Genomic DNA, 26,390 nt, shown 5'->3' on the forward strand with positions numbered 1-26,390 from the left:
CTCTCTCTCTCCTTGCGTCGGACAGTCAGGCATGGCGCCTCAGTCCTCGTCTCCATACCAGTTGCGAATTGCGCCCCAGACTTCCTCGGCCGATTCGCAGAAGCGAAAGAGCGCGAGATCGTCCGGGTCGATCATTCCGGCCTCGGCCATTGCATCGAAATCGATGACGCTGCGCCACCACGTCTCTCCCACGAGGACAACGGGAATAGGCGCGATCTTGCCCGTTTGCGAAAGCGTCAGGACTTCGAAGAGTTCGTCACAGGTTCCGTATCCGCCGGGAAAGAACACGGCCGCCTTCGCGCGCTCCAGAAAATGAAGCTTGCGGATGGCGAAGTAATGGAAGCGGAAGCACAGTTCCGGCGTCAGATACGCGTTGGGAAACTGTTCGTGCGGCAAGGCGATATTCATCCCCACTGTGGGCACGCCCGCATCGAACGCGCCCCTGTTGGCCGCTTCCATGATGCCGGGGCCGCCGCCCGTCACCACGGTGAGCCTGGGGAGCTTGTCGGTGCCCGGCGCATGACCGACTAGCGCACCGAACCTGCGCGCGACGTCGTAGTAGACGCTGCGTCGAAGGAGCGATTGCGCCACACGCAGTTCGCGTTGCGGTTCGGCTCCGGTGTCGGCCAGGGCGAGACGGCGCGCCGCGGCGAGGCGCTTGCGCGCGGCCGCCGGACTCGCGACGCGTGTGCTTCCGTAGACGACCACGGTATGCGCGATGCCGAGTTGCTGCAGTCGCGCTTCGGTTTTCCAGTAGTCGAGTTGAAGGCGCACACCGCACATTTCCGGGCGCCGCAGAAACGCAGCGTCCTCGTCGGCCTGAACGTAGCTCTGGCTTTCGATCAGCTGGCGCACGCGCGGTGCCAACCCTAGTGCTTGCTTATGTGCCGGCAGGCGCTTGCGCCGCGATGGGCGCGCCGCGCGACCCTCGACACGGCCGGCGCGCACTGCTGTGGGAACCCCACGGGTGCTCATGGAACGTCACATCTCAATGATGACTTTCAGCGCCTGCGTGCTCGCCGCGTGCGAGAACGTCTCATAGGCCTTGAGCACGTCCTCGAACGCAAAGCGATGCGTGATCAGGCGGCTCGGGTCGATTCGTCCGGCGCACACGGTCTTGAGCAACATGGGCGTGCTAACCGTATCGACGAGGCGTGTCGTGATCGCCACGTTGCGGTCCCACAGCTTGTCGAGGAAGATCGACGCCGGCACGCCATGCACGCCGACGTTCGCAATCGTGCCTCCCGGTGCGACGAGTTGCTCGCAGAGTTCGAACGTCGCAGGCACGCCAACGGCCTCGATGGCGCAATCCACGCCCACGCCTTCGGTGAGCTTCATCACCGCCTCCACGGCGTCGCCCGCGCGCGGATCGATGCACGCCGTCGCGCCGAATCGCTTCGCACATTCCAGACGGTTGGCATCCATGTCGATCATGATGATCTGCGCGGGCGAATAGAACTGCGCGGTCAGGAGCGCGGCCAGCCCGATCGGTCCCGAACCGACGATGGCGACCGTGCTGCCCGGTTCGACCCGGCCATTGAGCACGCCGCACTCGAAACCCGTCGGCAGGATGTCCGAGAGCATCACGAGCGCCGCCTCGTCGAGGCCGTCGGGAATGCGGTAAAGGCTCGTTTGCGCATGCGGGGTGCGCACGTATTCGGCCTGCGTGCCGTCGATGCGGTTGCCGAGAATCCAGCCGCCCGTCTTGCAGTGCGAGTACATCCCGCGCCGGCAGTATTCACACTGCCCGCAGCTCGAAATGCACGAGACGAGCACGTGATCGCCGACTTTCAGCGTCGACACGCCGCTGCCGATTTCATGGACGACGCCCACGCCTTCGTGGCCGAGAATGCGGCCCGGCTCGCAGCTCGGCACGTCGCCCTTGAGAATATGCAGGTCGGTGCCGCAGATCGTCGTTTTCGACATCTTGACGATGGCATCGCCGGGTCCCTGCAAGGCGGGCATGGGCCGCGATTCGACCGCGAACTTGCCCGGTCCGTTGTAGACCAGTGCTTTCATGGTTCCTCCAGGAATTTTTGGAACGACGGCCACTGTGGCCGCGACGGTATAAACGCCTGTCTCATGATGAAGGGCGGCGAGGCTACGCATTTGATATCGATCAAGCGTTTGCCCGCCCGCCAGATTCAATCGCCAAACGTACGCGTGTGGTCGTCGTAGCTGAACAGACCCGCGTACCGGCCCCAGTCGATCGCGGTGCGCAACGTCGTTTCGGCATCGGTGCGATGGAGGTGGTCCTCCAGTTCGAGCTCGAAGCGCGCACGCGGCGCGCGGTGCCCTTCCCGTTCGTCAAGGACCTCGCGGATGTGGGCCAAGAGCGGCACGAACTGCACCACATGTTCGCGAAAAAGCTGTTTGCGCTCGCTGTCGTCGGCGTGGGCGAACATGCGTCCGGCCGCCGTGAGCTTGATCGCGCGCTCCTGCAACTCCGCGAAGGCCAGCAGGTGCAACGCCGCAGCCACGGGAAAGAGCTCATCGGGTTTGAGCATCAGCGCCGCGGCCATCGAAGCCAGTTCAGCGTGGCCATCGTGCGTGGCCGCCGCGAGCGTGTCGAGGAAGCCGACAAGACGGTGGCTCGACACCGCCGGCAGTCGCAGGCCAAACGCGCCGCGCACGGCGCCTGCGCCGTTGGCCGCTTCGGCAAGACGAGCGGTCAGGATTCCGTAAAGCGTGTCGACGATGGCGCGAAACGCCGGGTCGAGCCGGTTGCGCGGGCGCGACAGCGGCACATTCAGCGTTGCCACGACATGGCCCGGATGGCCACCAAGCACATGGATACGGTCGCACATCAGCACCGCTTCCTCGATGTTGTGCGTAACCATGAGCACCGCCTCGATCGGTGTTTGCCGCTGGGTCCAAAGGTCGAGAAAGTCGCTGCGCAGCGTTTCGGCGGTGAGAACGTCGAGCGCCGAAAACGGTTCGTCCATGAGCAACAGTTTTGGTTCGCTCACCAGCGCCCGCGCAAAACCCACACGCTGGCGCATGCCTCCCGAGAGTTCGCGCGGAAACGCGGATTCGAAGCCGTCGAGCCCGATCATTTCGATAGCGGCCATCGCGCGCTCGCGCACCACGCCGGGCGCGAGTCCAGACGCGTCGAGCCCCAACTCGACGTTGGCGAGCACCGTGAGCCACGGGTAGAGCGCGAAGGTTTGAAACACCACGGCGATACCCTCTGCAGGGCCCTCAAGCGGCGCGCCCTGATACAGCACGCCGCCCGACGTGGGGCGCGCGAGGCCTGCGGCCACCCGCAAGAGTGTTGACTTGCCTGAGCCCGAGCGCCCGAGCAGCCCGAGGATTTCGCCCTTGCCCAGCGTTATGTCGATATCCACGAGCACCGGCAGGGGTTCGCCGGAGGGACGCGCGAACGCCATGCCTACGCGGTCGAGTTTTAGTATTGGCGCAGCAGGGCCATGCGGCTTCGCGCCGTCGAGCGCCATTGCGGGATGTGCGAGAACTGGCATTGCAGTGATTTCCATGGCGACAGGTTCAGGCGAGCCGCGTGCGGCGTTCGGCGAAAGCGTAGAGAGGCCGCCAGATCAAACGGTTGGCGGCGACGACCATGATCGACATGACAGCAATGCCGAGGGCGATGCGCGGGTAGTCGCCTCTTGCCGTCATCTGCGCGATGTAGGCGCCGAGGCCGCCTGCGCTCAGGGTGGTCGTCCCCCAGCTGACGGTTTCAGCCACGATGCTTGCGTTCCAGGCGCCGCCGCTCGCCGTGATCGCGCCCGTCACGTAATACGGGAAGATGCCGGGCAGCAGGACCTGCAGCCACCGCGCGCGCCGCCGCAGCCGCAGGCTCGTCGCCGCCTCGCGCAGATCGCTCGGCAAGGCTGTGGCGCCGGCTATCACGTTGAAAAGGATGTACCACTGCGTACCGAGGATCATCAGCGGGCAGAGCCAGATCTCCGGGGCGAGCCTGAAGCGCACGATGCAGAACGCGACGACGGGGAACAGCAGATTGGCCGGAAAGGCAGCGAGAAATTGCGCAGCCGGTTGGACCCAGGCGGCCAGCCGCGGACGCAGCCCGATCGCCACGCCTACGGGAACCCAGATCACGGAGGCGAGCGCAATGAGCACCGCAACCCGCAGCAACGTGAGCAAGCCGCTGCGCACCGCCTCTACCACGTCGGCCCACGCGAGCGCCGGCGCCGCGAAGCGCAGCACGGCTATACCCGCAGCACCGACGGCCGCAGCGCACAGCGCGAGCCAGAGTACGTCGCCCGCGCGCCGCGAGGAGGCGCGGTGTGCCCATGCGAAGCCGCCCCAACGGGCGCCGGGCGACAGCCGCAGGTGTGCGGCGCGCGTGAGCGCCGCGCCAGTCGGGCGGCACGCGCTCTGCATCCACGGAGAACGATGAAAGAGGTCGAGCAGCCAGCTGCGCGGACAAGCCTGGGCCGCGATATCGCCATAACGAAACCGGTCGGCCCACGCCACCAGCGGGCGAAACAGCAACTGGTCGTAAAGCAGGATCGCGAGGCTCATCGCGAGTATTGCCCAGCCCACTGCCGTCAGATCGCGTTTCATGATCGCCTGCGCGACCCACGAACCTACGCCAGGCAGCGCGACCTGCACGTCGCCCACCGAGATGGCCTCCGACGCGACTACGAAGAACCAGCCGCCCGACATCGACATCATCGCGTTCCATATGAGCCCCGGCATGGCGAACGGCACTTCGAGCCGCCAGAACCGTTGCCAGCCGGAGAGGCGAAAGCTGCGGCTCGCCTCGTCCAGATCGGAGGGCACGGTGCGCAGCGCCTGGTAGAAGCTGAACGCCATGTTCCACGCCTGACTCGTGAAGATCGCGAATATCGAGGCCAGTTCGGCGCCTAGCACGTTGCCCGGACAGAGCGACATGAAGAACACCACCGTGAACGACAGGTAGCCGAGTATCGGCACCGACTGCAGCACGTCGAGCAGCGGGATGAGGATGCGTTCCGCCCGGCGGCTCCGCGCCGCGAGCGTCGCGTACGTGAACGTGAAAATGAACGAAGCGACGAGCGCGATCAGCATGCGCAGCACAGTGCGCAGCGTATAAGCCGGCAGCGCCGCAGGCGAGAGCGAGATGGCCGCGCCGTGGCCACCGGTCAGCGGGCCGGACATCTGGCGCGCGCCCTCCCCCAGTAACACGATCGTGCCGAACACCAGAACCACGGCTGCCACGTCGCGCCAGCCCGGCATTCGTGGGTACCAGCGCAGTCCTCTCAGCACTTCGGCATGGTGTTCCACGGCATTCCTCCGCTTACCCGGCTGCGTTTGACCTCGATCCGCCGGTCCGCGAGCCCGCTGCGCCCGCTCACGGTTCGAGCACGTATTCGCCCGGCGCGGGACCGAGCCCGGCCTCCGGCGTGCGTGCCGGCACTTCGCCCGTCGAGTGCTCGCGCAGCCAGTCGCACCAGCAGGTCCACCACGATCCGCCGGTTACTGGCGTGTCGCTTACGTACTCGTGACGGCTGCGGTATGGCGCGTCGGGTTCGCGCGTCGCGCACCGGAAGTAACGCCGCGCATGACCAGGCTCGGACACGATGCCGGCGTTGTGTCCGCCCGCCGTGAGAACGAACGTGAGCGCGTTGTGCGTGAGCAGATGCAGCTTGTAGACCGAACGCCACGGCGAAACGTGATCGCGCTCGGTCCCGACGACGAACATCGGAACTTCGATGTCCGAGAGCGCGATGGGCCGTCCGTCCACGCAATAGCGTCCCGCCGCGAGATCGTTGTCGAGAAAGAGATGCGTGAGGTATTCGGTGTGCATGCGGTAGGGCATGCGCGTCGTGTCTGCGTTCCACGACATCAGGTCGTTCGGCTTCGTGCGCCGGCCGAGCAGATACTCGCTCATCATGCGGGACCAGATCAGGTCGCGCGCATTGAGCAACTGGAACGCCGCCGACATCTGCGCGCCATCCAGGTAGCCCTGGCGCCACATCAGCGCATCGAGCGCGGCGAGTTCGCTTGCGTCGATGAACAAGCCCAGCTCGCCGGGTTCGCTGAAATCGGTGAGCGCGGCCAGCAGCGTGACGGAACGCAATGTATCGTGCGGCGCGTCTCGCGCCAGCGCCGCCGCGCCGATCGAGAGCAGCGTTCCGCCGAGGCAGTATCCGACCGCGTGGACTGCCTCGCCGCACCGCGCACGAGCCGCTTCGAGCGCCGCAAAGAAGCCGTCGCGCAGGTAGTCGTCGAGGCCTAGATCGCGCGCTTCGGGGCCCGGGTTGCGCCACGATATCGCGAACACCGTGTAACCCTGTTCGACCAGAAAGCGGATCAGCGAGTCGTGCGGTTGCAGGTCGAGGATGTAGTACTTCATGATCCACGACGGCACGATCAGGATCGGCTCGCGTGCGACGCCGGGCGTCATGGGTGCGTACTGCAGCAGTTCGCACAGCGCGTTGCGCCAGACGACCCGGCCCGGTGTCACTGCGACGTCGCGACCAGGCAGCCAGGCCTGCGCCACGCGCGCTCGCGCGCCTCGCATCGTGTCGGCCATGGCGCTCGCGTCCTCTAGCCAGTTGCGCATGCCCGCAGCGAGGTTGGCGCCGCCAGTGCGCCACGTGGCCTGCAGCACCTCGGGATTGGTCGCGATAAAGTTGCCCGGCGAACACGCGTCGAGCCACTGGCGCGCGGCGAAGCCAACGAGGTCTTCGTGGTGCCGCTCGACGCCTGGAACGCCATGGGTCGCCTCGCGCCACCAGCGTTCGGTCGCCAGAAATGCGTCCCGGTACATCCGGAATGGCCAGTTCGACCATGCAGTGGCTGTGAAACGAGGGTCGGCATGACCGGCGTACACCGTCGTCCCGCCTCCATCTGCATCGACATCGGGGCGGCGGCGTGGCGCAAGCCATGCATGTGCAGCAAGCTCGAAGCATTTTCCGGGCGAGACTGTGAGGTGCCCGGCCCAGTCGAGCGCCGCCAGCGTGAGCGCCAGCGGCGAAAGCCCGAATGTCGCCGCAGCCAGACTGGCATGCGCCGCCCGGTTCCATTGATCGGCGGGAGCGTCGTCCGGCCGCCGTCCGCACTCCACGGCGCGCACAGGCGCCCCGCGAATTGCGCGGCTCGCATGCAGGGGTTCAACGCTAACGGCGGAATCGGTCATGATGGGCGCGCTCTTCGTTCGTCAGGCCGTCCGTGCGCGGTATGGCGCGGCGGCGTCAACCGCATCACTGTGCGTTGGAGACGCGCGCGTGCGATTGATCTGAATCAAGTACGACGAGCAAGGCCAGCCCCGCTGTCATGCCGCCCTGTGGCCACCGCCCTGCGAACCGCTGTGCGCGGACGCGGGCCGATCGCGCAGCCCTTCGAGTTCGCGATGCAGCAATAGAATTTCCGCATGCAGCGCCTTGATATCCCGATGCATCTCGCGCCTGAGCCGCCGCTCCTCCTTGCCGATGATCCAGGCGGCGATACCCGCAAATGCCAGCGAAAGCATCCCGTAGCCGAGCAACACGACGAACACGGCAAAAACACGCGAGGCGGGCGTTGTAGGCGCGTAGTCGCCGTAGCCGACGGTGGCGCTGCTTTCGAAAGCGAGCCACAACCCTTCCGCGTAGCTGTGCACATGCGGCTCCAACGCGTAAAAACCCGCACCGCCCAGCAACACGACAATCGCGCCCACGAGCGGCAGCAGCACAAGCCGGTTTGGCTCGAAATACGCACGCAGCGCAAAGACGATACGTAGCGCGATCATCCCCATGAACGCGAGTCTGAGCGCCCATTCAAGCGAAGACCAGGGATTCGCTCCGCCGATCATGCTGACGAGCGCGCCACAAGCGATCGCTACATCGAATGCATTGCGATCCAGAAACCGTGTGGGTTGTCGGCTTGACCAGGCCGTTCGCGCAATGGCGCCCGCACACGCCGCCGCCATGCCGCCGTACAGCGCCCGGGCGGTCAGGAGCATGGAATTCGAAGTCGCGAGGAGTTCGAGATAGAAGGCCGGTATGGCAATCAGGCAGCCCGCAAGCAAAATCCAGCGGGCGTGTGACCACGCGTGAAGCGCTGCCGCTCCGTCGTGTGAATCGACTCCACCGAGTCCTGCCTTGTGCCAGCCGACACTCATTTGCCCTGTTCCTCTTCATGCAAGACCTGGCGTGCTCCCGCTCGCTTTAGCGCTCAGAACGCCGGTCAGAACCGCTCCTCAATGAAGCGAAACGGGTAATCCGGATCCTTATACCCCACCGCCATATCCCGTTCAGGCAGCGTCACCTTGGCGCGCGGCACCGGCTTGTAGGGAATTCTGCTCAGCAAGTCGCTGATGAGATTGAGCCTCGCACGCTTCTTGCTGTTCGAGTTCACGACCAACCATGGCGAACACTCCGTGTCCGTTGCGGCGAACATGTCATCGCGCGCTTTCGAGTACGCGTACCAGCAGCGATAGGACTTCAGATCCATGGCCGAAAGCTTCCATATCTTGCGCTCGTCGTGAATGCGCGCCTCCAGACGCCGCGTCTGTTCCTCCTGGCTCACTTCGAGCCAATACTTGAGCAGGATCACCCCGGAATCGATGATTGCCTTTTCGACGAGCGGCACATCTTTCAGGAACGCCTTGACCTGCTTGTCCGTGCAAAACCCCATGACCCGCTCGACACCCGCGCGGTTGTACCAGCTGCGGTCAAAGATCACCACTTCCCCCGCAGCCGGCAGATGCGGAAGGTAACGCTGCACATACATCTGGGACTTTTCGCGCTCTGTCGGCGCCGGCAAGGCGATCACCCGAAAGATGCGCGGACTCACGCGCTCGGTGATCGCCTTGATGGCCCCGCCCTTGCCCGCGCCGTCGCGCCCTTCAAAGACGATGCAGATCTTCGCCCCCGTGTGCACAGCCCACTGTTGAAGCTTCACGAGTTCCACGTGCAGTCGCGCAAGCTCCTTCACATAGTCCTTGTTGCGCAGGGTGCCGCTCTCGTCGCGTTGTGCACCAGCGGCTCGTTTTGCTTTTCGGGAATCGTTCATGATCTCTCCAGCGCGGCCAGAATCGGCGTAGTGGGCCGACCACGCACTTGCCGCATGGCGCGTCGCGTGAATGTCTCCTCGCTCGAAAATCAGATGAGCGGGCGGTTTGCCTGATCGGCCAGGCGCGGCGCGGGCAGCAGGTCGCGTCGTGCAAAGCGGATGAGATCGAAGGCCTTGTATTGCGCGGGCAACGCCGGAATGCGCGCCACACGCAGATCCAGCACATGCGCAGGCGCCGACGACGTTGCGTCGACGACCACGTTCATTGCGTCGAGCCGCACCTGTCGGATCGTCACATCCATGTGCGCAGCGGGATCGTCCAGCACCTCGCCGATCTGTTCGAGCTCTTTTTGCAGCGCGTCGCTGCGCAGACCCAGCTTCGCAAGATGCTGTGCGTTCTCCTCGATCTGGGCCTTCAGCCGCGCTCGTTCTGCAGGGTCGGCGCTCGCCGCGCTTCCCACCACCAGCCCCATCCCTACGCCCTGTCGTTCGAGCAGGTGCAGCCGCGTTTTCAGGAGCGCGCGTTCCTGTTCGAGTGCGTCGCGTCGCGCGGTGGAGGCTGCGATGCGCGAAAGCCCTTCCAACGCAAGCTGTTCGAGCATGCGCAGCACGATTTCCCGCCTGAGCCTCGCGTCCGTGGCCCCGCAGATGCGTACCTGGTGGTCCGTGAAGCTGACGGTGGTGCGCACCGCATCCATGCGCACCATCTCGCCTTCCTGCTTTGCACCCAGCGTGCTTCGTTCAAGCATTGCCATGCCCAGCACCGCGAACGCCTCGTCCGCGCCGGGATTCTCCTCGAAGAAGCGTCGCAGATCTTCCGGACGGCTCAATGCCTGCGCCACGTCGTCCGGCGCAGCAAAATAAGCGTGGATACAAGGATCCGACGACCAGGTCTCGCGACTGGCTTTGCGCGCCGGCGGCAACTTGCCGATCAGATCGTTCAGATGGTGCAGCGAATCGCGCACAGCGCGCGATAGCCGCCGCTCGAATCCGGCAGCAAGGCGCAACGGTGGGTCCAGCCTGATGACGCGTTCAATTCCTTCGCGTATTAGCTCGCTGTCAATCGCGTCGTCCTCAGTGCCCGCCTCCTTGCGAGGCGTCAACCAGCTCAATATGCCCATGTCAGCGATCTCTCAAACGTGCAATGGCAATCGGATCAGGAAAGTACAGAGCGCTTGTGTGCCCAGTTTTCCCACTGGCGGCGCACGCTCCTCTCATTGCAGAGACATTAGCGAAGGAAATATTGTTAATGATTGACCTGGATCACATCCCCGAGAACGCGATTTCTATGTGCGCTTCATAAGCGGCACGAACAATGGCGGTATGCGACAACCAGGTCGCTCATTTCGTCAGACGAGCAAGAACCCCCACTGGGCCGCTCATCCTCCGGACGGCTTGTGGTGCTGACCTCCAACCGGTGCTTGACCTATATCAATCTGGGCTTCGCCGGCGGCCCTAGCCTTCACACAGGCTCCGCGATTTCTGAGCTGGGGGACGGCGCGACCGGGCTTCCTTTCCAAATCTGCACTGCTTGACGCGAAGCCGCGTTGAGCACGCCTGAAGAAGCCGATATGTGGATCTACCGTGTCAACGAACCGCGCCTCGGCGCGGTTCGCGTGCGTGAATGGCGTCGTCGTGCCCGGCACGCCATTGTCATGCTCGTGCTGCTGCTCGCGGCCGCCACCGCGGGCCTCATGTTGCTGGACCAGTCCGCGGCCCCTCTTCATACGCGCCTGTTCAATGCGCTGTGGGACGCGGCCAACCTGACGACGACGCTCGGAGACTTTTCGGATTTCGACGAGCGCCAGAAGATTTTTATACTCGCGGCCATGTTCGTGACAATGTTCGTCGCTGCGTTTGCGGTATCGAAGTTGACCGGGATTCTGTCCGGCGACGATGTGATCGCATACAGGGAGAATCGAGCCATGGAACGACAATTCGAACGGCTTGCCGGACATATCGTGGTCGTGGGCTACCGCTCGCTCGGGCAACGCATCAGCGCGAAACTCCGTGAGGCGGGTGAAACCGTCCTGGTGCTCGTAGCCGACGCGTCACTCGCTGACAAGGCCGCGGAACGCGGCAACCTCGTCATCCTGGGTGCCCCCGACGCATTTGACGACGGACTCCGGCGCGCCCGGCTCGACAGCGCGAAAGCACTCGTTGCGACGAGCCCCGACGGCGACGCCAATCTGGCCATCACGCTATTGGCGAATTCGCTGAACCGGTCGCTGCCGATCATCGTCCCTGGCGAAAACAACTTGAGAAAGACACTGCTGGAGAATGCCGGCGCGACCGCGGTTGTCATTGGCGATGAGATTCTCGCGAACGCATTGATCGGAAAACTCAGTGCTCACGCGGAGACCGCGCCATGACCTACAAGACCATGATGGTCCACCTTGACACCAGCAGAGGCACCCAAACCCGGCTCTCGTTCGCGCTAAAGCTCGCCCACAAATTCGACGCCCATCTCGACGGCGTGTTTGCCATGTTCGATCCGCATCCGGTGGGGTTCTACGCGATGACGGGCGCAGCCGACTTGTACAACGCTCATCGCACATTCCTGGCGCAAAAGCGCCGTGAAGTAGAAGGGCTGTTTCGTGCGGAACTGACCCGTGCCCAGGTGCCGGGCGGATGGAATGCACCGGACGGTTATCCCGTTACCACGGTCCTGCAGCGCGGCAGAACGTCTGACCTTGTGGTCCTCGGGCAATCCCGACCGCAGGACCCCGAATCCTGCGTGGCCGATAATTTTCTGGAGACGGTTCTGCTGGGTGCCGGCAGCCCTGTTCTTTTGATACCGGAAACCGGCTACTTCGAGGCGGTCGGCGACCACGTGCTGATCGGCTGGAACGGCAGCCGCGAATCCGCACGCGCCATTCACGACGCGATTCCATTTATCGCGCGGGCGGCGCATGTGACGGTCGCCGCCATTTCCACGGTGTTCAAGCCGGGGCCGACCGAAGCATCATGCGCCGACTTCGTGAGGATGCTCAGGCGACACACTACGTGCCCAGTGGACGTTGCCCGCTTCGAACGACCGTTGACGGTATCGACGGGTGACGCGCTGCTCAAATTCGCAATCGATGGCGAATATGACCTGCTCGTCACCGGCGCCTACGGTCACGCCCGGTTTCGGGAGTTCGTCCTGGGCGGCGTCACGCGCGCGATCCTTGCTTCGATGGCGCTACCGGTATTGATGTCTCATTGACCGGCCGTGCTCTAATGGGTCGCCGCCCACGAAAGGAGATGGACGATGGGAAATGACTTCGCTGGCCGCACGGGGCCAGGAAACTTGCCACGCGGGTGGGAGCAAGGCGATTGCGGCCTCAGGCGCCACTTGCTGCGCGTCTACAACTACATGGCCGGTGGCCTCGTGCTGACCGGCGTCATGGCCTATGTCGGGGCAGTGAGCGGAGTCTATGTCTCCATCGCCGCAACCCCCCTCTTCTGGATCGTTCTGCTCGCGCCGCTGGCCGTGGTCGCATTGTTGAGCTGGCGGATCGAGCGCATGACCGAGGCCGCGGCGCAGACAGGGTTCTGGGCCTATGCCGCCCTGGTCGGCCTGTCACTTTCCGGCATATTTCTTGTCTACACCGGGGAGAGCATCGCGCGCGTGTTCGTGATCGCTGCCGCTACCTACGCCGCAACGAGTGTCTACGGTTACACCACGCGAGCGGACCTTTCACGCTTCGGCTCGTTTCTGTTCATGGGGCTGCTCGGCATCGTGACCGCAGGTCTCGTGAACCTTTTCCTCGCTTCCACTGCACTGCAGTTCACCGTTTCCGTGATCGGCGTGCTTGTTTTCACAGCTCTCACCGCATACGACACGCAGCGAATCAGGAACCTGTATGTCGCGGACGAAGACGATGTCATCGCTGGCAAGACGGCTATCATTGGCGCGCTCGCGCTCTATCTCGACTTTCTCAACCTATTTCTGATGCTGCTACGCCTGTTGGGTTATCGGCGACGCTAGGCCTCTCTCATGCGCAAGGCCGCGGTGATCAAGGAGTGCCTCGTAAAACACGTCCGCCACATACTTTCCGCGGCGGTGCAGCGGGCTATAACGACTACCCCAGTCTGGCCGCACAGCACGCGCTCACATGACAATGCGCTACACGATTGACCTGGATCAGTTCATGCGCCGCGATCTGATCCATCCTGATACCAAGCGCCACGTTTCTGCGCATTCAAGCGGTCCCGGCAGCGGCAAGTTACGGGAACGCGCGTTCGCTGGCCGCGTGGGGCCTGACATGCCTGAGCACCGAAGGATGCACCCGTCACACTGTGCTCGAAGCGCGGTTGTGAGGCGGTCCTTCCGCTTAAGACGTGCGGCCCGGCCATGAGACACGCGTACCGATCGGGCCTGCAACCGCGTCGCGGAGACCCACCAGACGGTAGTCCGATCGTGAAACGTGGCGCCCCCTTCTTTTCGGAACCCGCCGTGTGCGTATCGTGCGCGGTGGCCGCTGAGTGTGCATTGCACCTCGCGCGGCCGACCTTCCTCGCGCAACGGCCACGATCGCAATACGATGCCAACGCACAGCGAATCTTCAGGCGAGCGAAGCATTGCCGGCACCGCAGCCGGGTCCAATGCCGGTACCGGCTATCTCCTGCGCGTTGCGGCAATAACAGGACTCGCTTTTCTCCTTGCGGCTTGCGCAACCCAAAGCACGGGCAACGCTCCGCAAGCGATCTTCGAAAAAACGCCGCCGCCGGTGCTGCAAGCCGTGCCGGTCGACCTGACGCGTTACATGGGGCGCTGGTACACCATTGCCACCGTGCCGTACTTGAACGAACGTGAGTACGTTGGCAGCTACGCGGACTGGGAACTGCGCCCGGATGGCAGGATCGACGACAACTACTACGGCAGGCGCTACGGCTTCGACCAGCCGTTGACCGGCGGCACACTGGTCGCGCACACCGTGCCAGGCAGCGGCGGCGGGAAATGGCGAGTCACGATCTTGTGGCCGTTCGATGTGGTCGTCCTCACGGTCTACGTGGACCCCGACTACCGCTACACCGTGCGCTGCGCAGAGGATGGCAGCCCGATCTGGATTCTGTCCCGTACGCCGGACATGGATGACGACGTGTACGCCAGCCTGGTACGCCGGCTTGCCGCAATGGGTATCCACACTGAAGGCCTGCGGCGCGTTCCGCAACACCCCGAACAGGTTGGTTTGCCGGGATTCATGGCGCCCAGCCAATAGCGCGAGTCAAGCGCGAACGGGGCGCTGCCGCGCGGCTATTTCCCTTCGACCATGATCACCTTGCATTCAGACGTTCCGACGTTCTGCACAGAACGCTTAAACATGGACGCGATCCGAAGTGCAGACCGCCGGCCGGGCGCGGCTGGCTATGCATGGTCGGTCGGGCCGGGATTGAGCAGCACGACGAAGCCAGCCACACCGGAAATCAGCATTGCGGCCCCATAGCGAAACTTCGCCCAGGCGTCGAACACGAGACCGTCGAGAACCAGATAGAGCCCAACTAGCGCAGCGAAGACGGCAATCGCGGCGAGCGCGATCCTGAATTCCGAGCGGATCATGATTTACCCTCTTTCACACGGGAACTGTGGGAGAAAAGTGCCGGGCATCTCGCTCTCCGGTTAGAACGTACCGATCTACGCAGCCAGGTACGACTGCACGTCTGGCACAGGCAAACCCATTTTCGGGCGCGCGAACGCCTGCCGGTTGATATACGTCAAGCACCAACTTGCGCGCGGCGACAAGATTCCTGGCATGCATTGCGCCCCGGCCGTGTGCGACGGAACTGCATGTCGGCACGTCTGACGGGTCACGCTCGATCCTCGCTCACGCTTGCCTGGCGCAGCGAGCAACCGCACTACCCACCCGCATTGAGTCAGGAGGACACCATGTATTCTCGAATCCTTGTCCCGCTCGACGGTAGCGAGACGGCCTGCGCCGCGCTCGATGCCGCCATGGATCTCGCTCACGCTACCGGCGCAGAACTCCAGCCGCTTTACGTGATCGACATCCCCGTTATCGTGTACGAGGTACCGGGCTTTGATCCGTCCGTCGCGCGGGATGCGTTCATCGAACAAGGCCGCATCGTCTGCACCGATGCTCAGGCGCGCATGACAAGCGAGGGGGTAACCGGCACGCCCCGTACGGCCGAAGTCGAACTGGGTGCCGAAGACGTCGCGGAGTGCATCGAGCGGGTCGCCGCAAACTGGCATGCAGACCTGATCGTCATGGGCACCCACGGTCGGCGTGGCGTGCGTCGGCTGATGCTCGGCAGCGTAGCGGAGCGCGTGCTGCGCCTCGCCCGTCGCCCCGTGCTCCTCGTGCCGTTGCGGGCGGCGCAGCTGCAGCATGAAACGCCAGCGAATCGCGCGGCGACCGTGTCGGCCTGACTCGCCTCGCGAGCGAGCGCGCCGACCACGGCATCCGCTAACGCGGAATGAACATTGAGAGGGCCGCGACGCCCATCACGGCGGTCGCGGCCCAACCGAGCGCGAGCACCGGCCGGCTTGCGGTGAACGGACCCATGACCGTGCGTTTCGACACGAGGACGATGACCACGACCATGAGCGGCACGGCGACCATTCCATTGATGACCGCACTCCAGAACAGCGCGCGCATGGGGCTGATTGGCGAGTACTGCAGGGCGAGCGCAACGAGCACGCTCACCGCGATGATGCCGTAGAAGCCGCGCGCGTCGGCCACACGGCGCTCGAGTCCCTCCTTCCACCCCACCGCCTCGGAGAGCGCGTAGGCCCCCGATCCGGCAAGCACAGGCACGCTGATCAGCCCGACTGCGAAAATGCCCACCGCGAAGAGGAGATACGCGAAGTCGCCGGCAAGCGGGCGCAGCGCGCTCGCTGCCTGTCCCGCCGTGTTGATGTCGGTTACGCCGGCGATATGCAGCGTCACACCCGTGGCGAGAATGATGAACCATGCCGTGATGTCCGAATAGAACATGCCGCTCCACGTATCCCAACGAATGCGCCGCAATTCGGTGGAAGCGGCACCGGGATCGGTCACGAGCGGCGCACTATCGCGTTTTGCCTGCATGTCCTCGACTTCTTCGGATGCCTGCCAGAAAAACAGGTACGGGCTAATGGTGGTGCCGAACACGCCGAGCACAACGGCCGCCGAAGACGCATCGGGCGTGAAGTGCGGCCACACGGTGCGTAGTGCCACTTGTCGCCAGGGCACGTGAACCGTAAATAGCACTGCGGCGTAGGCGAGCAGCGAAAGCGTCAGCCACTTCAGGAAGAACACGTAGCGGTGATAAGGCACGAACACCTGAAGCAGCAGCGTCGCCAGAACGAAGGATGTCGTCATCAGGCGGCGGTCGACGCCGGTCACCAGTTCAGCGGCTTCGCCCAAGGCGGCCACGTCGGCTGCGATGTTGAGCGTATTGGCGGCGAGCAGCAGCGCCACCACGCTGTAAAGCACGATCGGTGGAAACACGGCCTTGATGTTGGCGGCCAGCCCCTCGCCCGTAACACTGCCGAGATTGGCGCACATTGACTGAACCGCCGCCATCAACGGGAAGGCGAGCGGCATCGTCCACAGCATGCCAAGACCAAACTGCGCGCCAGCCTGGGAATACGCGGCAATGCCACTGGGGTCGTCGTCCGCCACACCGGTGATCAACCCCGGCCCGACCCGCGCGAGCGGGTGTTCCTTCAGGCGGCCGAGCCATTGCATCAAGATGTCGGACCGTGTCCTGCTTTCGACGTGCATCGGTTCTCCTCGGCCATTTCGTGCCGCGAATGGCGTACGACGTGTGTGATCTCAGCGCAGATCGTATTCACGCATCATTTGGGCGATCACCGCCTTCAAAGGCGCCATGCACTCCTGCGCAATCCCGCGAAACTCGTCGATGACCCAATTGCAGCCACCGTTCTCCACCGGATCGACTCTGCGCGGAATCGGGATCTCACAATCACGGCACCTATCGCCGAGATCCGCGTTTTCCTGAACTCGGCGCAGTATCTCCGTGCGGATTTTTTCAGCTGTATCAACGTTCTTGATCATGTCTACCTTCATCGGTCCACGAGCGTGTCTTTCTCGATATTTCACGGATGGGAAAGCGACGCGAGGCGTAGCCGCTCCGCCACCTGCTGCTCCATTCTTTCCCTGCGGAGACCCGGAGCGTTGATGCACGTCAATCGACACGCCCCTTCCCGGGATAAGGTTGGCCTACATGCAGGGTCTGGACGTCAAGCGAAGCCGCGGCGATTGAATTGATGCAGGTCAAGCGCTCGCCTGCTTCCCGGCGGTCGAATGACATCGAACGCCGACACGGCCGCGCTCGAAATGGCTACAGCAAACACGGAGAACGCACCATGAGCCGTGGATGGCGATGCAGTTTCCTTCTTGGCGCGGCGGCGCTCGCAATAGCCACGGCAGGCACGCCACAAGTGCAGGCTGAGCCAGGCGACAAAACCGCGCCGAACGCCGAGTCCGCGAACGCGTTTTCCGGCACCAGCGTCAAGCATGCGAAAGCGGTCGTCATGCCAATCGACACCGGACGCAACAGCATCACCCTGCTCGAAGGCAATGGCGAGTCGTACGAAGTGATGGTCGACCGCAATATCGGCAATGTCGGGAACCTGCAACTCGGCGACATGGTGTCCGCAACGTTCAGCCGTGCGCTGCTGCTACGCGCCGACAAGTCCAGTTCGAGTGGCATTCGCGAGCGCATCGACAAAGGGTACGCAACGGGCCCGTCCTTGCGGTCGTCACTGTCCATGTACCGCGTCGAAGCGGTGACGACCGCGGTTGAGGTCGATCGCGACAAACGCCTGCTCACCCTGCGCGGCCCAACACGCACGGTCGTGTTGCAGGCATCGTCCGACAGCCTGCTCGACGGCCTGATCATGGTGTTCTGGTTTCGATCGACTCCGACGCGCATCGCGTGGCCGAACTCGACAATTTGCGCTACGGCGTCAACCAGGCACGCCGTGGATGGCTGGGAAAACCTGACGTGCTGAACACGCGCTCGCTTGCGAGGCTGCGGCCGCTGCTTGCACGTACGATGCGCTCGTGTGTTCACGAAATCCCGGAAAGTCGGTAATCGGGATCGGATGGTCCGAGGCCAACAATGTGGTACGCCCTTCTCGAACAACAGCGTGAATGGCTGCGTGCATGGCGCGCCGCGGCGCAGTACGCGCGCCATGCGTGCGAGGCGTGGCCTGCGCCGCCGCTCGCGCATGCCGCCTCGTCCTGCTATGCGGATCTGTTCGAACCCCTGCTCGGCCTCGTGGAGGAGCCGCCGCCGTTTGCGATCCGCTCGATCGCGATCGATGGGCGCCATTGCGAAGTTGACGAACGTATCGTCGCGCATACGCCGTTCTGCGACCTGCGGCGGTTTGCGCGCGCGCGGTCCGCGCGCACCGTCCTGCTGTGCACGCCGCTGGCCGGCCACGCGGCCGTCATGATGCGGGAGACCGTTGAGACGCTGCTTGCCGACGGCGACGTCTACCTCACCGACTGGATCAATGCACGCGACGTACCGCTGTCCGCCGGCCGTTTCGGCCTCGAAGAATACGTGGCGATGCTCGACGCCTTCATCGACACGCTTGCGCGGGACTCCCGGCCCCTGCATATCGTGGCCGTGTGCCAGTCCACGTTTCCTGCGCTCGGCGCGCTGGCGCTGCGCGCGCAACGCGCTTGTGCGCCGCCCGCGAGCGTCGCGCTGATAGGCGGCCCGCTCGACGCGCGCGTCAATCCGAGCACGCTCGGCATCGCGGCCGCATCGCATTCGCTCGACTGGTGCCAGCGCCACCTGATCGATATCGTACCGGCCGCGTTCGCCGGGCATGGCCGGCGCGTGTTTCCAACCTACCTGCAGCGGGCCGAGATCGCGATCGTCTACCCGCATCGCTATGTGGCGCTGGTCGACCGCTATGCAAAGGCCACCGCGCACGGCGACGCCGGCGCGCTCGCCGAGGCACGCCGCGCATTGATCGAGTACACCGCGCTGCTCGACATGCCCGCCGAATATTTTCTCGATACCGTGGACATCGTGTTCCATCGCGCCATGCTCGCACAGCGCGCATGGCGTGTAGGCGGTACGATCGTCGACCCCGCCGCGCTGCGGGACCTCGAGTTGCTGACCGCCGAAGGCACGCGCGATGCCGTCACGGGCGCCGGACAAACGCATGCGGCTCTGCGGATGTGCAGTGGCATCGCGGCAGCAGCGCGCCAGCGGCTTGATGTAGAGGGTTGCGATCATTACGGACTCTTTACGGGCGATCGCTGGCGCGACGATGTGCATCCGGCGCTGCTGGCGCTGTTCATGCATGCGGAGGCGGCCCGGCTGCGGCAGCGCGCCATGCCGCGCAATTCCGGCGTCGTATCGGGGTGAGGCCGCACACGCGCCGCAGAGGTGGCTCGCGGTTGAGCCAGATCAACTGGCGCGCACCGGCGACTGCCACCATGCAAGCACCGTAGCCCTACACCGCCCGGCGCGCCAGCGAGCCATGTCCCCTCCCGTCATCGAAACCCACGCGCTTTGCCGCCGCTTCGGCGAGGTGACTGCGGTCGATGCGCTGACGCTTTCAGTCGACGCCGGCGAGACCTTCGGGCTCCTGGGCCGCAACGGCGCCGGCAAATCGACGGTCATCAAGATGCTCACCACCTTGCTGCCGCCAAGCGCCGGCTCGGCAACGGTATGCGGCTTCGACATCGTGCGCCAGTCCGCCCGCGTGCGGCAGATGATTGGTTACGTTCCGCAGGCCCTTTCCGCAGACGGCGATCTCACCGGCTACGAAAACCTGCTCGTGTTTGCCCAGCTCTACGATATTCCGCGCGCCGAGCGGGCCGAGCGTATTGGTCGCGCCCTTGCCTTCATGGGGTTGAAGGAAGCCGCGCACCGGCTCGTGAAGACCTACTCGGGCGGCATGATCCGCCGGCTCGAAATTGCGCAGTCCACGCTGCACCGCCCGCGCGTGCTGTTCCTCGACGAGCCGACGGTCGGGCTCGATCCCGTCGCCCGGCAGTCGGTCTGGGAGCAGGTCGAGCGCCTGCAGTCGCGCTTTAACGCCGCGATCTTGCTCACCACGCACTACCTGGAGGAAGCCGAGCACTTGTGCCGGCGCGTCGCCATCATGAGCCGTGGGCGCGTGGCCGCCATCGGCACGCCTGCCGCGCTACGCGCAGCGATCGGTCCGAACGCGAGCTTCGAGGACGTGTTCGAGCACTACACGCGCGACGAGGCACCCCTCATCGGAGCTTACGATGAAGTCTCCCAGACCCGCCGAACCAGTCAACGCCTCGGGTGACCCGATGCAAGCCAGTGTGGGCGACGCGCCACGCGCGCCGCTGGTTTCGTTCGTGGCCAAGACCCTCGCGATCGGCGCGATGGAGGTGCGCAAGCTGCGCCATGATCCGACCGAACTGGCGACACGCGCGGTGCAGCCCGTTCTGTGGCTGCTTGTGTTCGGGCAGGTCATGAGCCGGGGCCGCGTGATCGACACGGGCGGCGCGCCCTATCTCGACTTCCTCACGCCGGGCATCCTCGCGCAAAGCGTGTTGTTCATCGCGATCTTCAACGGCATTTCGGTGATCTGGGAGCGCGATCTCGGTATCGTTCACAAACTGCTCGCCAGCCCCACGCCGCGCGCGGCGCTCGTGCTCGGCAAGTCGCTAGGCGGTGGCGTGCGCGCGCTCGTGCAGGCCGCGGTCGTCATGCTGCTTGCGCTCGCGATCGGCGTGCATTTGCGTGTCGGCCCGGTTTCGATAGCAGGCGTCGGGTTCTTCGTCGTGCTCGGGGCGGCGGTCTTTTCCAGCTTCTCGCTCATCATTGCCTGCATCGTGAAGACGCGCGAGCGCTTCATGGGCGTCGGACAGGTCCTCACGATGCCGCTCTTTTTCGCGAGCAATGCGATCTATCCGACCTCGTTGATGCCGCGCGCGCTGCAGATCGTCTCCGAGGCAAACCCGCTGAGCTATCAGGTCGACGCATTGCGGCGGCTATTGCTGCCGGGCTTTGCGAGCGTCGCAGGTCCAGGACTCGTCCTGGACGCCGGTGTGCTCGCGGCCACCCTTGTCGTGCTCGTCGCGGTGTGCGCGCGGCTCTACCCCGATCTGGCGCGCTGACGCCCGCACGCGCGCAGCCACGCATTGCGCGTGCGGCCAGAGGATCAAGCGTGCCGGTCACGTCGACCCACGCCGACTCACGCTGACATTTCGTATGCCTGATGAAACGCGGCAACGAACGCATCGAACGCCACGTAAGGCAAGCGGCCTATGCCTGCAGCCCCCGCGCGCCCCGCTCCGCCAAAACGGCGGCAAAAACTGTCCGCGCCAAATGCCGTCGCAAGTGGCGCGCGCACGCTCACGGTCCAATAGCCCTCGGCTGTGGGTGTGAGTACCGCATGCGCGCGCTGGGGGGCCGCCAGCGCAAGCTGATTCGCGAAGGCGCCACGCACCCGGCGCGCCCAGCGCTCGCCCGGCAGCGTAAAGACCTCGATACCCGCCGATGTTGCCGCCGGGCGCTGCGCGCACGCGAGTGTCAGGTCCTCGCGCCGCGCTTGCCCAAGCGTTGCGAGCAGCGGGCAGGCCCCGGCGAAGTCGAGCGGCTGCGCGTACGGCTCGAGCAGCGTGTAGAGCGCCGCAGGTTCAATCAGCAGATCGCCGATCGAGTCTCCGTAGCCCGCGTAATTCACGTTCTCACCCAGTTCGCGCAGGGTTGCTTCGTCGTCCGGATCGATGCCCGCGAGCTGTGCGAGCCGGTGGGCCGCGCCCGGCAGATTGTCGCCGAACGTCGCGGCAACCGCCCACGCGCGATAGCGCCCGCGCAACCGCCGGTCGACGAGGACGCTCGTGCAGACGTCGGACGCCGTATCGATATCCGTATGCAGCAACGGGTGCCGCGGCAATTCGCGGGCGACGTGATAGTCGATATAGTCGATCGTCACGCCGCGCGCCAGCAGCGCGAGTACGGCGGCGCGATTGGCATCGAAAGAGAGGTCGAGGGCAGTCACATGGTCGCCGGGGCTCGCGGTGACCCGCGCTAGCAGCGCGTTGTCGCGCTTTGGCCCCGTGATCAGCACCGCATTGCGCGGTGTTGCGAGGCGCAGTTGATGCAGCGCGAACAAACCGTCCGCGTCGCCGTTGCACACGTCGAAATATTGCATCGGGTGCCTCGCATGCTCGTGCGCGTTGGCGCGCGCTATTGGCACACCTCGTCTTCGTAGTCCGAGGCCGCCTGCCCCATGCGCAACTCAGGTTCGTCCAGGTCGAGCACCGCCAGCGCCGCCGCGCGGCCAAGCGCCTGCAGCGACGCGATCGACTCCGCCGAAAAATCGAAGTCGCGCGCAAACGTCGATCTGTCCAAGGCCGCGCCATCGAGCGATATACGGTGGATTTGGCCCGGCGCGTGGTTGCCCATCAGACGGATGTACTCGGGCGACTGCCGCACGCGCGCGGCAGCCGCAGCGTCGAGCTGGGCGGTGACACGCTCGACGAGATCGCGGAAGTCATTGGCGTTCTCTTCGAAGCGCAAATCGTTGCGCACGCGGTCTGCATAGACAATCTCGTCGCGGCGCAGCATCACCTCGAAGAGATTCGACGGCAGCGGCCGCGCCCCGGAAAACAGATCGACGACGAATACGCGTCCCGCGACCTGGCCGCAGCGCTCGATCACGAGGTCGAGCGGCGAGTTGCTGACGACGCCACCGTCCCAGTATGCGCGGCCCTCCACCGTCGTCCACGGCATGGCAGGCGGCAGGCTGCCGCTTGCGAGCAGATGCTCGGGCGTCAACCGGTCGACGTAGCTGTCGAAAATGCGCCGCTCGCCGCTTGCGACATCCACGGCGCCAAGCAGCAGGCGCGTCGGGCTCGCAGCCAGCGCATCGAAGTCGACGTAGCGTCGCAAGAGCGCGAGCATCGGCTGCGTGTCGTAGTAGCTCGTCCACCACGGCGAGATGCTGCCGATGCGAGGCGCCCCCATCCACCAGCGCGGGCGCATGAAATTCGGTACGCCAAAAAGCGCGAGATGCCAGGCCAGTTCGGTCTGTCGCAGATGCGCGCACGTGCGCGGCGCGGCGAGCCCCTCGATCGACAGGTCGCGCCAGAAGGCATTGAGCGCCGCCACCGCCTCGCCAGGATGGCTTGCGACGATTGCGCCGTTGAACGCGCCAATCGACACAGCCGATACGATGTCGGGGCGAACCCCCTGCGACTCCAGTGCACCGATCGCCCCGCTTTCGAACGCGCCGAGCGCACCGCCGCCCTGCAGGATAAGCACGGTCTGCGAAGGTAGCGCACCGAGACGCGAGTCCGCATGCGCCAGCACCGCGCCGCAGTTCGCGAGATTGCGCCGGTGGCGGATCATCTCTTCGGCGGCGACCGCGTCGTCGGCCGGCGCGCCGATCGAGAACATCGCCCGCAGCACATTGTGCTTCATGAATAACAGCAAATATGGCGGCCGCGCAAACTCGCCACGCTCGACAACTGCCTGCGCATCGGACGGGTCGCCGATAAAGTTATAGGGCACGTCGAAAACGTCCCCATAGAAGATCGAAACATCGCGGTACGGCATACGTGCGCCGCGCATGTTGCGAGCGGCGACGCGTCCCTGACGCACCGCATTGTCCCAGTGCTCGACACGCCGGCGCGCACCTCGCACCGCATCGGGGAAGTTCGCCACATCGCCCGCGGCATAGATGTCCGGGTCGGACGATTGCAGGCACTCGTCGACGATCACACCGTCGTTCAGCTCGAGGCCGCTGCCCGCAAGAAATCCGCAGTTCGGCTCCACGCCCGTCGCAACTACGGCCAGTTCACACGCGAGCGCGCGGCCGTCGCTGAGCACCGCGCCCGCGAGTGTGTCGTTGCCCGTAAAGCGCTCCACGGTGAGCCCGGTCAGCACCTCGATGCCGTGATCCGCGCAGAGTTGACTGAAATGCGCCGAGAGCAAGGGGGAATGCAATTGCGGCAGCATCTGCCCGCCGCGTTCGATGAGCGTGACCTCGAGGCCCAGCTCGCACAACGCCGCCGCGGCCTCGACGCCCACGAATCCCGCGCCGACCACAAGCGCCCGGCGTTTTCCCGCCGCGTCCGTTCGCAACGCCGCTGCGTCCCCGATATCGTGCAGGCCGTGCACGCCCGCAAGCGCGGCACCGGGAACATCGAGCACGTGCGGGGAGGCACCCGTCGCGATGAGCAGCTTCCCGTAGCCCACCGTGGTGCCATCTTCGAGCTGCACGAGGTGCGCGTCACGATCGAGCGCCACGGCCCGCGCGTGCAGCAGCACGGCAATGTTCTGTTTCTCGTAGAAGTCCGCCGGGTGTATGGTGACCCGCGCGGCACCGGCCTTGCCCGTGAGGAAGCCCTTTGTGAGCGGCGGCCGCCGGTACGGGAGCACGGGTTCGCCACACAGGATCGCGATGCTCGCACCCGGCTCCTCATGCCGCAACGAGCGAGCAGCGGTCACGCTCGCAATGCCGCCGCCTGCCAGCACATAATCGAAACGCTGCTCGCGCATACCTTGCTCCTAAGCACGGCTCATCTGGGCACCGCCTCATGCTCGTGCGCGGCGAGTGCGTCCTTGATCGCCAGCACGAAGCCGGAAACCTTCTCGACTGCCGCGTCGGTCTGCAAGTCTCGCGTGGAGATCGCACAGGTTGCAATCGGCGCACGCCGCGCGAGCTGCGCCATCTGCGCGAATGCCTCTTCACTGCCGCGGCCGCCCATCGTGCAAAAGAACGCCACCGTGCGCATCTGGTGCCAGTGCAGCGAGAGCCACGTCGCCACCGGCGTTGAAGCGCGCGCCGCCCATACCGGCGTACCGACCAGGATGACGTCGTAGTTGGCGAGCGTATGGCTCATCGGTTGCAGGTGCGCGGGGCGCTTGCGAACCACGTCGAGGATCGAAAGCAGGAAACCCAGGGGACCGGCACGGCGCCGGACTTCGACTTCGTACAGCCGTTCGTAATCCCCTTCGAGTTCGGCAGCGAGCCGCCCGGCAATCTCCGCCGTCGTCTCGCTGCGCGAATAGAAGACCACGAGTATGCGAGATGGTGCGTTCAAGGCGACCTCCATCATGTTTCACCGATGCAAACCACGAGCACAACGTGCGGCGCTTCACTTCGAGATGAGGCTGGCGCGCCGAAATGAGGCGCAGCTCGTCAAACAGGCTGGCGGCCGCGTGCATCAGATCGTCGAGCGAAACGATGCCGATCAGTTCGCCGCCTGCGCCGACCACGGGCAACCGGCGCACCCCATGAAGGCGCATTCGCCTGGCGAGCAGCCAGATATCGTCGCCGTCATCGGCGACCAGCGCAGGCGTCGACATCACGTCGCCGGCGTACAGCTTGTCCGCGGCCGCGTCAGGGCTCACCACCGCCAGCACGATGTCCCGATCGGTCAGCACACCAAGCGGCACGCGCACGCCCCCGTCATCTCGCACGACGACCAGATCGCCCGCGTGCAGCGCGCGCATTCTCGCCGCGGCTTCGACGATGGAGGTGTGCGGGTCGCAGGTGGCGACTTCACGTGTACACAGCGTGGCGGCGTTCATTGCACCTCCGTCCATACGGCAAGCAACTGTTCGCACGAGCCAGCGTGACGCCCCTCTTTACACACGAGCGCGAACGGGCCGTCCGCGCTCGTCGCGTGCAAGGGCTCGAAGTCCCGCACCAGCGCGTCGCCGAACCGGTGGACCAGAAGAACGGCGGTACAGACGACGGCCGCGGCCGTTACCACGCCGAACGCGAGGCGCTCGAATCGGCGGAAGAAGCGTTCCATGCGAGTGTTTCCTCGTTCATTCGACGTTCAGGAGGTCAACGATCGTATGCACGCCCGGCGTGGCTTTGGCCGCTCCGTAGACGAGCTTGCGCTCCGCGTGCGAGGCGACTTTGCCGCTCAAGGTGACCGTACTGCCATCGATCTTGATCTCGACATGTTTCGCCTCCCGCTCCCCGTGCCGACTGATCGCGGCGCGAATCCCCCGTGCGATGTCTTCTGCCGACGTTTCGCCGCGGATGCGTATTTTGTCGTTCACGGCCCTCACACCGCGCAAATGTGCGATCGCTTGCTGCGCGGCATGGCTCTGGTACCCCCAGTCACACTCGCCGAGCAACGTGACACAACCCTTTTCGACCTCCAATTGAACATCCTGATTGTTCAGGCCAACGGTCCATTCGAGGATCGAGCGCGCCGTGCCGGCGATCTCTTCATCGCTGCGTTCGTCGTGCCGAGGCAGGCGCACTTCCATCTCCACGACGATGCCGCGCACACCCGCAACCCGGGCGGCCGCCCGTTGCGCGGCGAGCTTCGCCGCGTAGCTCGCCGGATGGCCCGACAGCGTCACCAGGCCATTCGAGACCTCCACGCCGATCGTCGCCGGTTGGATAGACCGATCGCACGCGATCTCAATCTCGACTTCACGCTTCAATTCCATATCTGATTTCATTGCATTCGACTCCTGATTGCTTGCCGCTGCGGTTT

24 protein-coding genes and 2 pseudogenes are annotated in these 26,390 nt (G+C 64.8%); 9 read left to right on the forward strand and 17 right to left on the reverse strand.

Translation table 11 applies throughout. From position 1 onward, the window contains the following. Positions 1-39: 39 nt before the first annotated feature. The 8 genes from U5A57_RS31880 to U5A57_RS31915 all read right to left on the reverse strand — a co-directional run bounded on the left by U5A57_RS31880 (position 40) and on the right by U5A57_RS31915 (position 10,082). On the reverse strand, positions 40-975 hold the full coding sequence (locus U5A57_RS31880; protein ID WP_321915664.1) for an LOG family protein: 936 nt from the start codon (positions 973-975) through the stop codon (positions 40-42). 6 nt (positions 976-981) lie between these two features. Continuing rightward, entirely contained in the window at positions 982-2,019 is a 1,038-nt protein-coding gene (locus tag U5A57_RS31885) for a zinc-dependent alcohol dehydrogenase family protein (protein ID WP_321915665.1), read from the reverse strand. Between the two features lie 125 nt (positions 2,020-2,144). After that, on the reverse strand, positions 2,145-3,479 hold the full coding sequence (locus U5A57_RS31890) for a nitrate/sulfonate/bicarbonate ABC transporter ATP-binding protein (protein ID WP_321915666.1): 1,335 nt from the start codon (positions 3,477-3,479) through the stop codon (positions 2,145-2,147). A 25-nt stretch (positions 3,480-3,504) separates the two neighbouring features. Further along, on the reverse strand, positions 3,505-5,247 hold the full coding sequence (locus U5A57_RS31895; protein WP_321915667.1) for an ABC transporter permease: 1,743 nt from the start codon (positions 5,245-5,247) through the stop codon (positions 3,505-3,507). A gap of 67 nt (positions 5,248-5,314) precedes the next feature. Then, positions 5,315-7,105 carry a PHA/PHB synthase family protein gene (locus tag U5A57_RS31900; protein ID WP_321915668.1) on the reverse strand — a complete coding sequence of 597 codons (1,791 nt, stop codon included), beginning with the start codon at positions 7,103-7,105 and terminating at the stop codon, positions 5,315-5,317. A gap of 135 nt (positions 7,106-7,240) precedes the next feature. After that, on the reverse strand, positions 7,241-8,068 hold the full coding sequence (locus U5A57_RS31905; RefSeq protein WP_321915669.1) for a potassium channel family protein: 828 nt from the start codon (positions 8,066-8,068) through the stop codon (positions 7,241-7,243). A gap of 65 nt (positions 8,069-8,133) precedes the next feature. Next, positions 8,134-8,961 (reverse strand): polyphosphate kinase 2, encoded by an 828-nt coding sequence (ppk2, locus tag U5A57_RS31910; protein WP_321915670.1) that lies wholly within the window; start codon positions 8,959-8,961, stop codon positions 8,134-8,136. A gap of 89 nt (positions 8,962-9,050) precedes the next feature. Then, positions 9,051-10,082 (reverse strand): hypothetical protein, encoded by a 1,032-nt coding sequence (locus U5A57_RS31915; protein WP_321915671.1) that lies wholly within the window; start codon positions 10,080-10,082, stop codon positions 9,051-9,053. Positions 10,083-10,508: 426 nt separating this feature from the next. Between U5A57_RS31915 and U5A57_RS31920 the strand changes: the two genes are divergently transcribed. The 4 genes from U5A57_RS31920 to U5A57_RS31935 all read left to right on the forward strand — a co-directional run bounded on the left by U5A57_RS31920 (position 10,509) and on the right by U5A57_RS31935 (position 14,168). Then, positions 10,509-11,333, forward strand: coding sequence for an NAD(P)-binding protein (locus U5A57_RS31920; protein ID WP_321915672.1), 825 nt, complete (start codon positions 10,509-10,511; stop codon positions 11,331-11,333). Next, positions 11,330-12,169, forward strand: a complete 840-nt coding sequence (locus tag U5A57_RS31925) for a universal stress protein (RefSeq protein WP_321915673.1) — start codon at positions 11,330-11,332, stop codon at positions 12,167-12,169. Before U5A57_RS31920 ends, U5A57_RS31925 begins: the two co-directional genes overlap by 4 nt. A 45-nt stretch (positions 12,170-12,214) precedes the next feature. Beyond that, positions 12,215-12,934, forward strand: coding sequence for a Bax inhibitor-1/YccA family protein (locus U5A57_RS31930; protein WP_321915674.1), 720 nt, complete (start codon positions 12,215-12,217; stop codon positions 12,932-12,934). 556 nt (positions 12,935-13,490) lie between these two features. Next, entirely contained in the window at positions 13,491-14,168 is a 678-nt protein-coding gene (locus tag U5A57_RS31935; RefSeq protein ID WP_321915675.1) for a lipocalin family protein, read from the forward strand. A 146-nt stretch (positions 14,169-14,314) separates the two neighbouring features. Here U5A57_RS31935 and U5A57_RS31940 read toward each other — a convergent pair whose 3' ends face one another. Continuing rightward, positions 14,315-14,506, reverse strand: coding sequence for a DUF2964 family protein (locus U5A57_RS31940; protein ID WP_321915676.1), 192 nt, complete (start codon positions 14,504-14,506; stop codon positions 14,315-14,317). A gap of 327 nt (positions 14,507-14,833) precedes the next feature. On the opposite strand from U5A57_RS31940, the gene U5A57_RS31945 reads away from it, so the two are divergent. Beyond that, positions 14,834-15,334 carry a universal stress protein gene (locus U5A57_RS31945; RefSeq protein ID WP_321915677.1) on the forward strand — a complete coding sequence of 167 codons (501 nt, stop codon included), beginning with the start codon at positions 14,834-14,836 and terminating at the stop codon, positions 15,332-15,334. 37 nt (positions 15,335-15,371) lie between these two features. Here U5A57_RS31945 and U5A57_RS31950 read toward each other — a convergent pair whose 3' ends face one another. Beyond that, positions 15,372-16,673: a divalent metal cation transporter gene (locus tag U5A57_RS31950; protein WP_321915678.1), complete on the reverse strand. Its 1,302-nt coding sequence runs from the start codon at positions 16,671-16,673 to the stop codon at positions 15,372-15,374. Between the two features lie 51 nt (positions 16,674-16,724). Then, positions 16,725-16,967 (reverse strand): hypothetical protein, encoded by a 243-nt coding sequence (locus U5A57_RS31955; protein ID WP_321915679.1) that lies wholly within the window; start codon positions 16,965-16,967, stop codon positions 16,725-16,727. An 847-nt stretch (positions 16,968-17,814) separates the two neighbouring features. Here U5A57_RS31955 and U5A57_RS31960 point away from each other — a divergent pair. From U5A57_RS31960 to U5A57_RS31975, 4 genes and pseudogenes are all read left to right on the forward strand, one after another. Then, positions 17,815-18,009 (forward strand): annotated as a pseudogene (locus U5A57_RS31960) (hypothetical protein); the annotation flags it as partial. A 27-nt stretch (positions 18,010-18,036) separates the two neighbouring features. After that, a complete protein-coding gene (gene phaZ, locus U5A57_RS31965) occupies positions 18,037-19,302 on the forward strand; it encodes a polyhydroxyalkanoate depolymerase (RefSeq protein WP_321915680.1) in 1,266 nt (421 codons plus the stop codon). A 115-nt stretch (positions 19,303-19,417) separates the two neighbouring features. After that, positions 19,418-20,218: an ATP-binding cassette domain-containing protein gene (locus U5A57_RS31970; RefSeq protein WP_321915681.1), complete on the forward strand. Its 801-nt coding sequence runs from the start codon at positions 19,418-19,420 to the stop codon at positions 20,216-20,218. Beyond that, the gene (locus U5A57_RS31975; protein ID WP_321915682.1) at positions 20,175-21,035 is read left to right on the forward strand and encodes an ABC transporter permease; all 861 of its coding nucleotides are present in this window, start codon (positions 20,175-20,177) and stop codon (positions 21,033-21,035) included. The genes U5A57_RS31970 and U5A57_RS31975 overlap by 44 nt, the downstream gene beginning before the upstream one ends. A 77-nt stretch (positions 21,036-21,112) precedes the next feature. Here U5A57_RS31975 and U5A57_RS31980 read toward each other — a convergent pair whose 3' ends face one another. The 6 genes and pseudogenes from U5A57_RS31980 to U5A57_RS32005 all read right to left on the reverse strand — a co-directional run bounded on the left by U5A57_RS31980 (position 21,113) and on the right by U5A57_RS32005 (position 26,355). Next, positions 21,113-22,075: an acetyltransferase gene (locus U5A57_RS31980; protein WP_321915683.1), complete on the reverse strand. Its 963-nt coding sequence runs from the start codon at positions 22,073-22,075 to the stop codon at positions 21,113-21,115. Positions 22,076-22,110: 35 nt separating this feature from the next. Next, positions 22,111-24,426, reverse strand: coding sequence for an FAD-dependent oxidoreductase (locus U5A57_RS31985; RefSeq protein WP_321915684.1), 2,316 nt, complete (start codon positions 24,424-24,426; stop codon positions 22,111-22,113). A gap of 20 nt (positions 24,427-24,446) precedes the next feature. Beyond that, on the reverse strand, positions 24,447-24,971 hold the full coding sequence (locus tag U5A57_RS31990) for a flavodoxin family protein (RefSeq protein ID WP_321915685.1): 525 nt from the start codon (positions 24,969-24,971) through the stop codon (positions 24,447-24,449). 172 nt (positions 24,972-25,143) lie between these two features. Further along, a pseudogene (locus U5A57_RS31995) lies at positions 25,144-25,476 on the reverse strand (CBS domain-containing protein); the annotation flags it as partial. Continuing rightward, positions 25,458-25,688, reverse strand: a complete 231-nt coding sequence (locus tag U5A57_RS32000; protein WP_321915686.1) for a hypothetical protein — start codon at positions 25,686-25,688, stop codon at positions 25,458-25,460. The gene U5A57_RS32000 and the pseudogene U5A57_RS31995, both read right to left, overlap by 19 nt. A gap of 16 nt (positions 25,689-25,704) precedes the next feature. Beyond that, positions 25,705-26,355, reverse strand: coding sequence for a BON domain-containing protein (locus tag U5A57_RS32005; protein ID WP_321915729.1), 651 nt, complete (start codon positions 26,353-26,355; stop codon positions 25,705-25,707). Between the last annotated feature and the right edge of the window lie 35 nt (positions 26,356-26,390).

It is taken from the genome of Paraburkholderia sp. J11-2 (assembly GCF_905220185.1).
Lineage (GTDB): Bacteria > Pseudomonadota > Gammaproteobacteria > Burkholderiales > Burkholderiaceae > Paraburkholderia.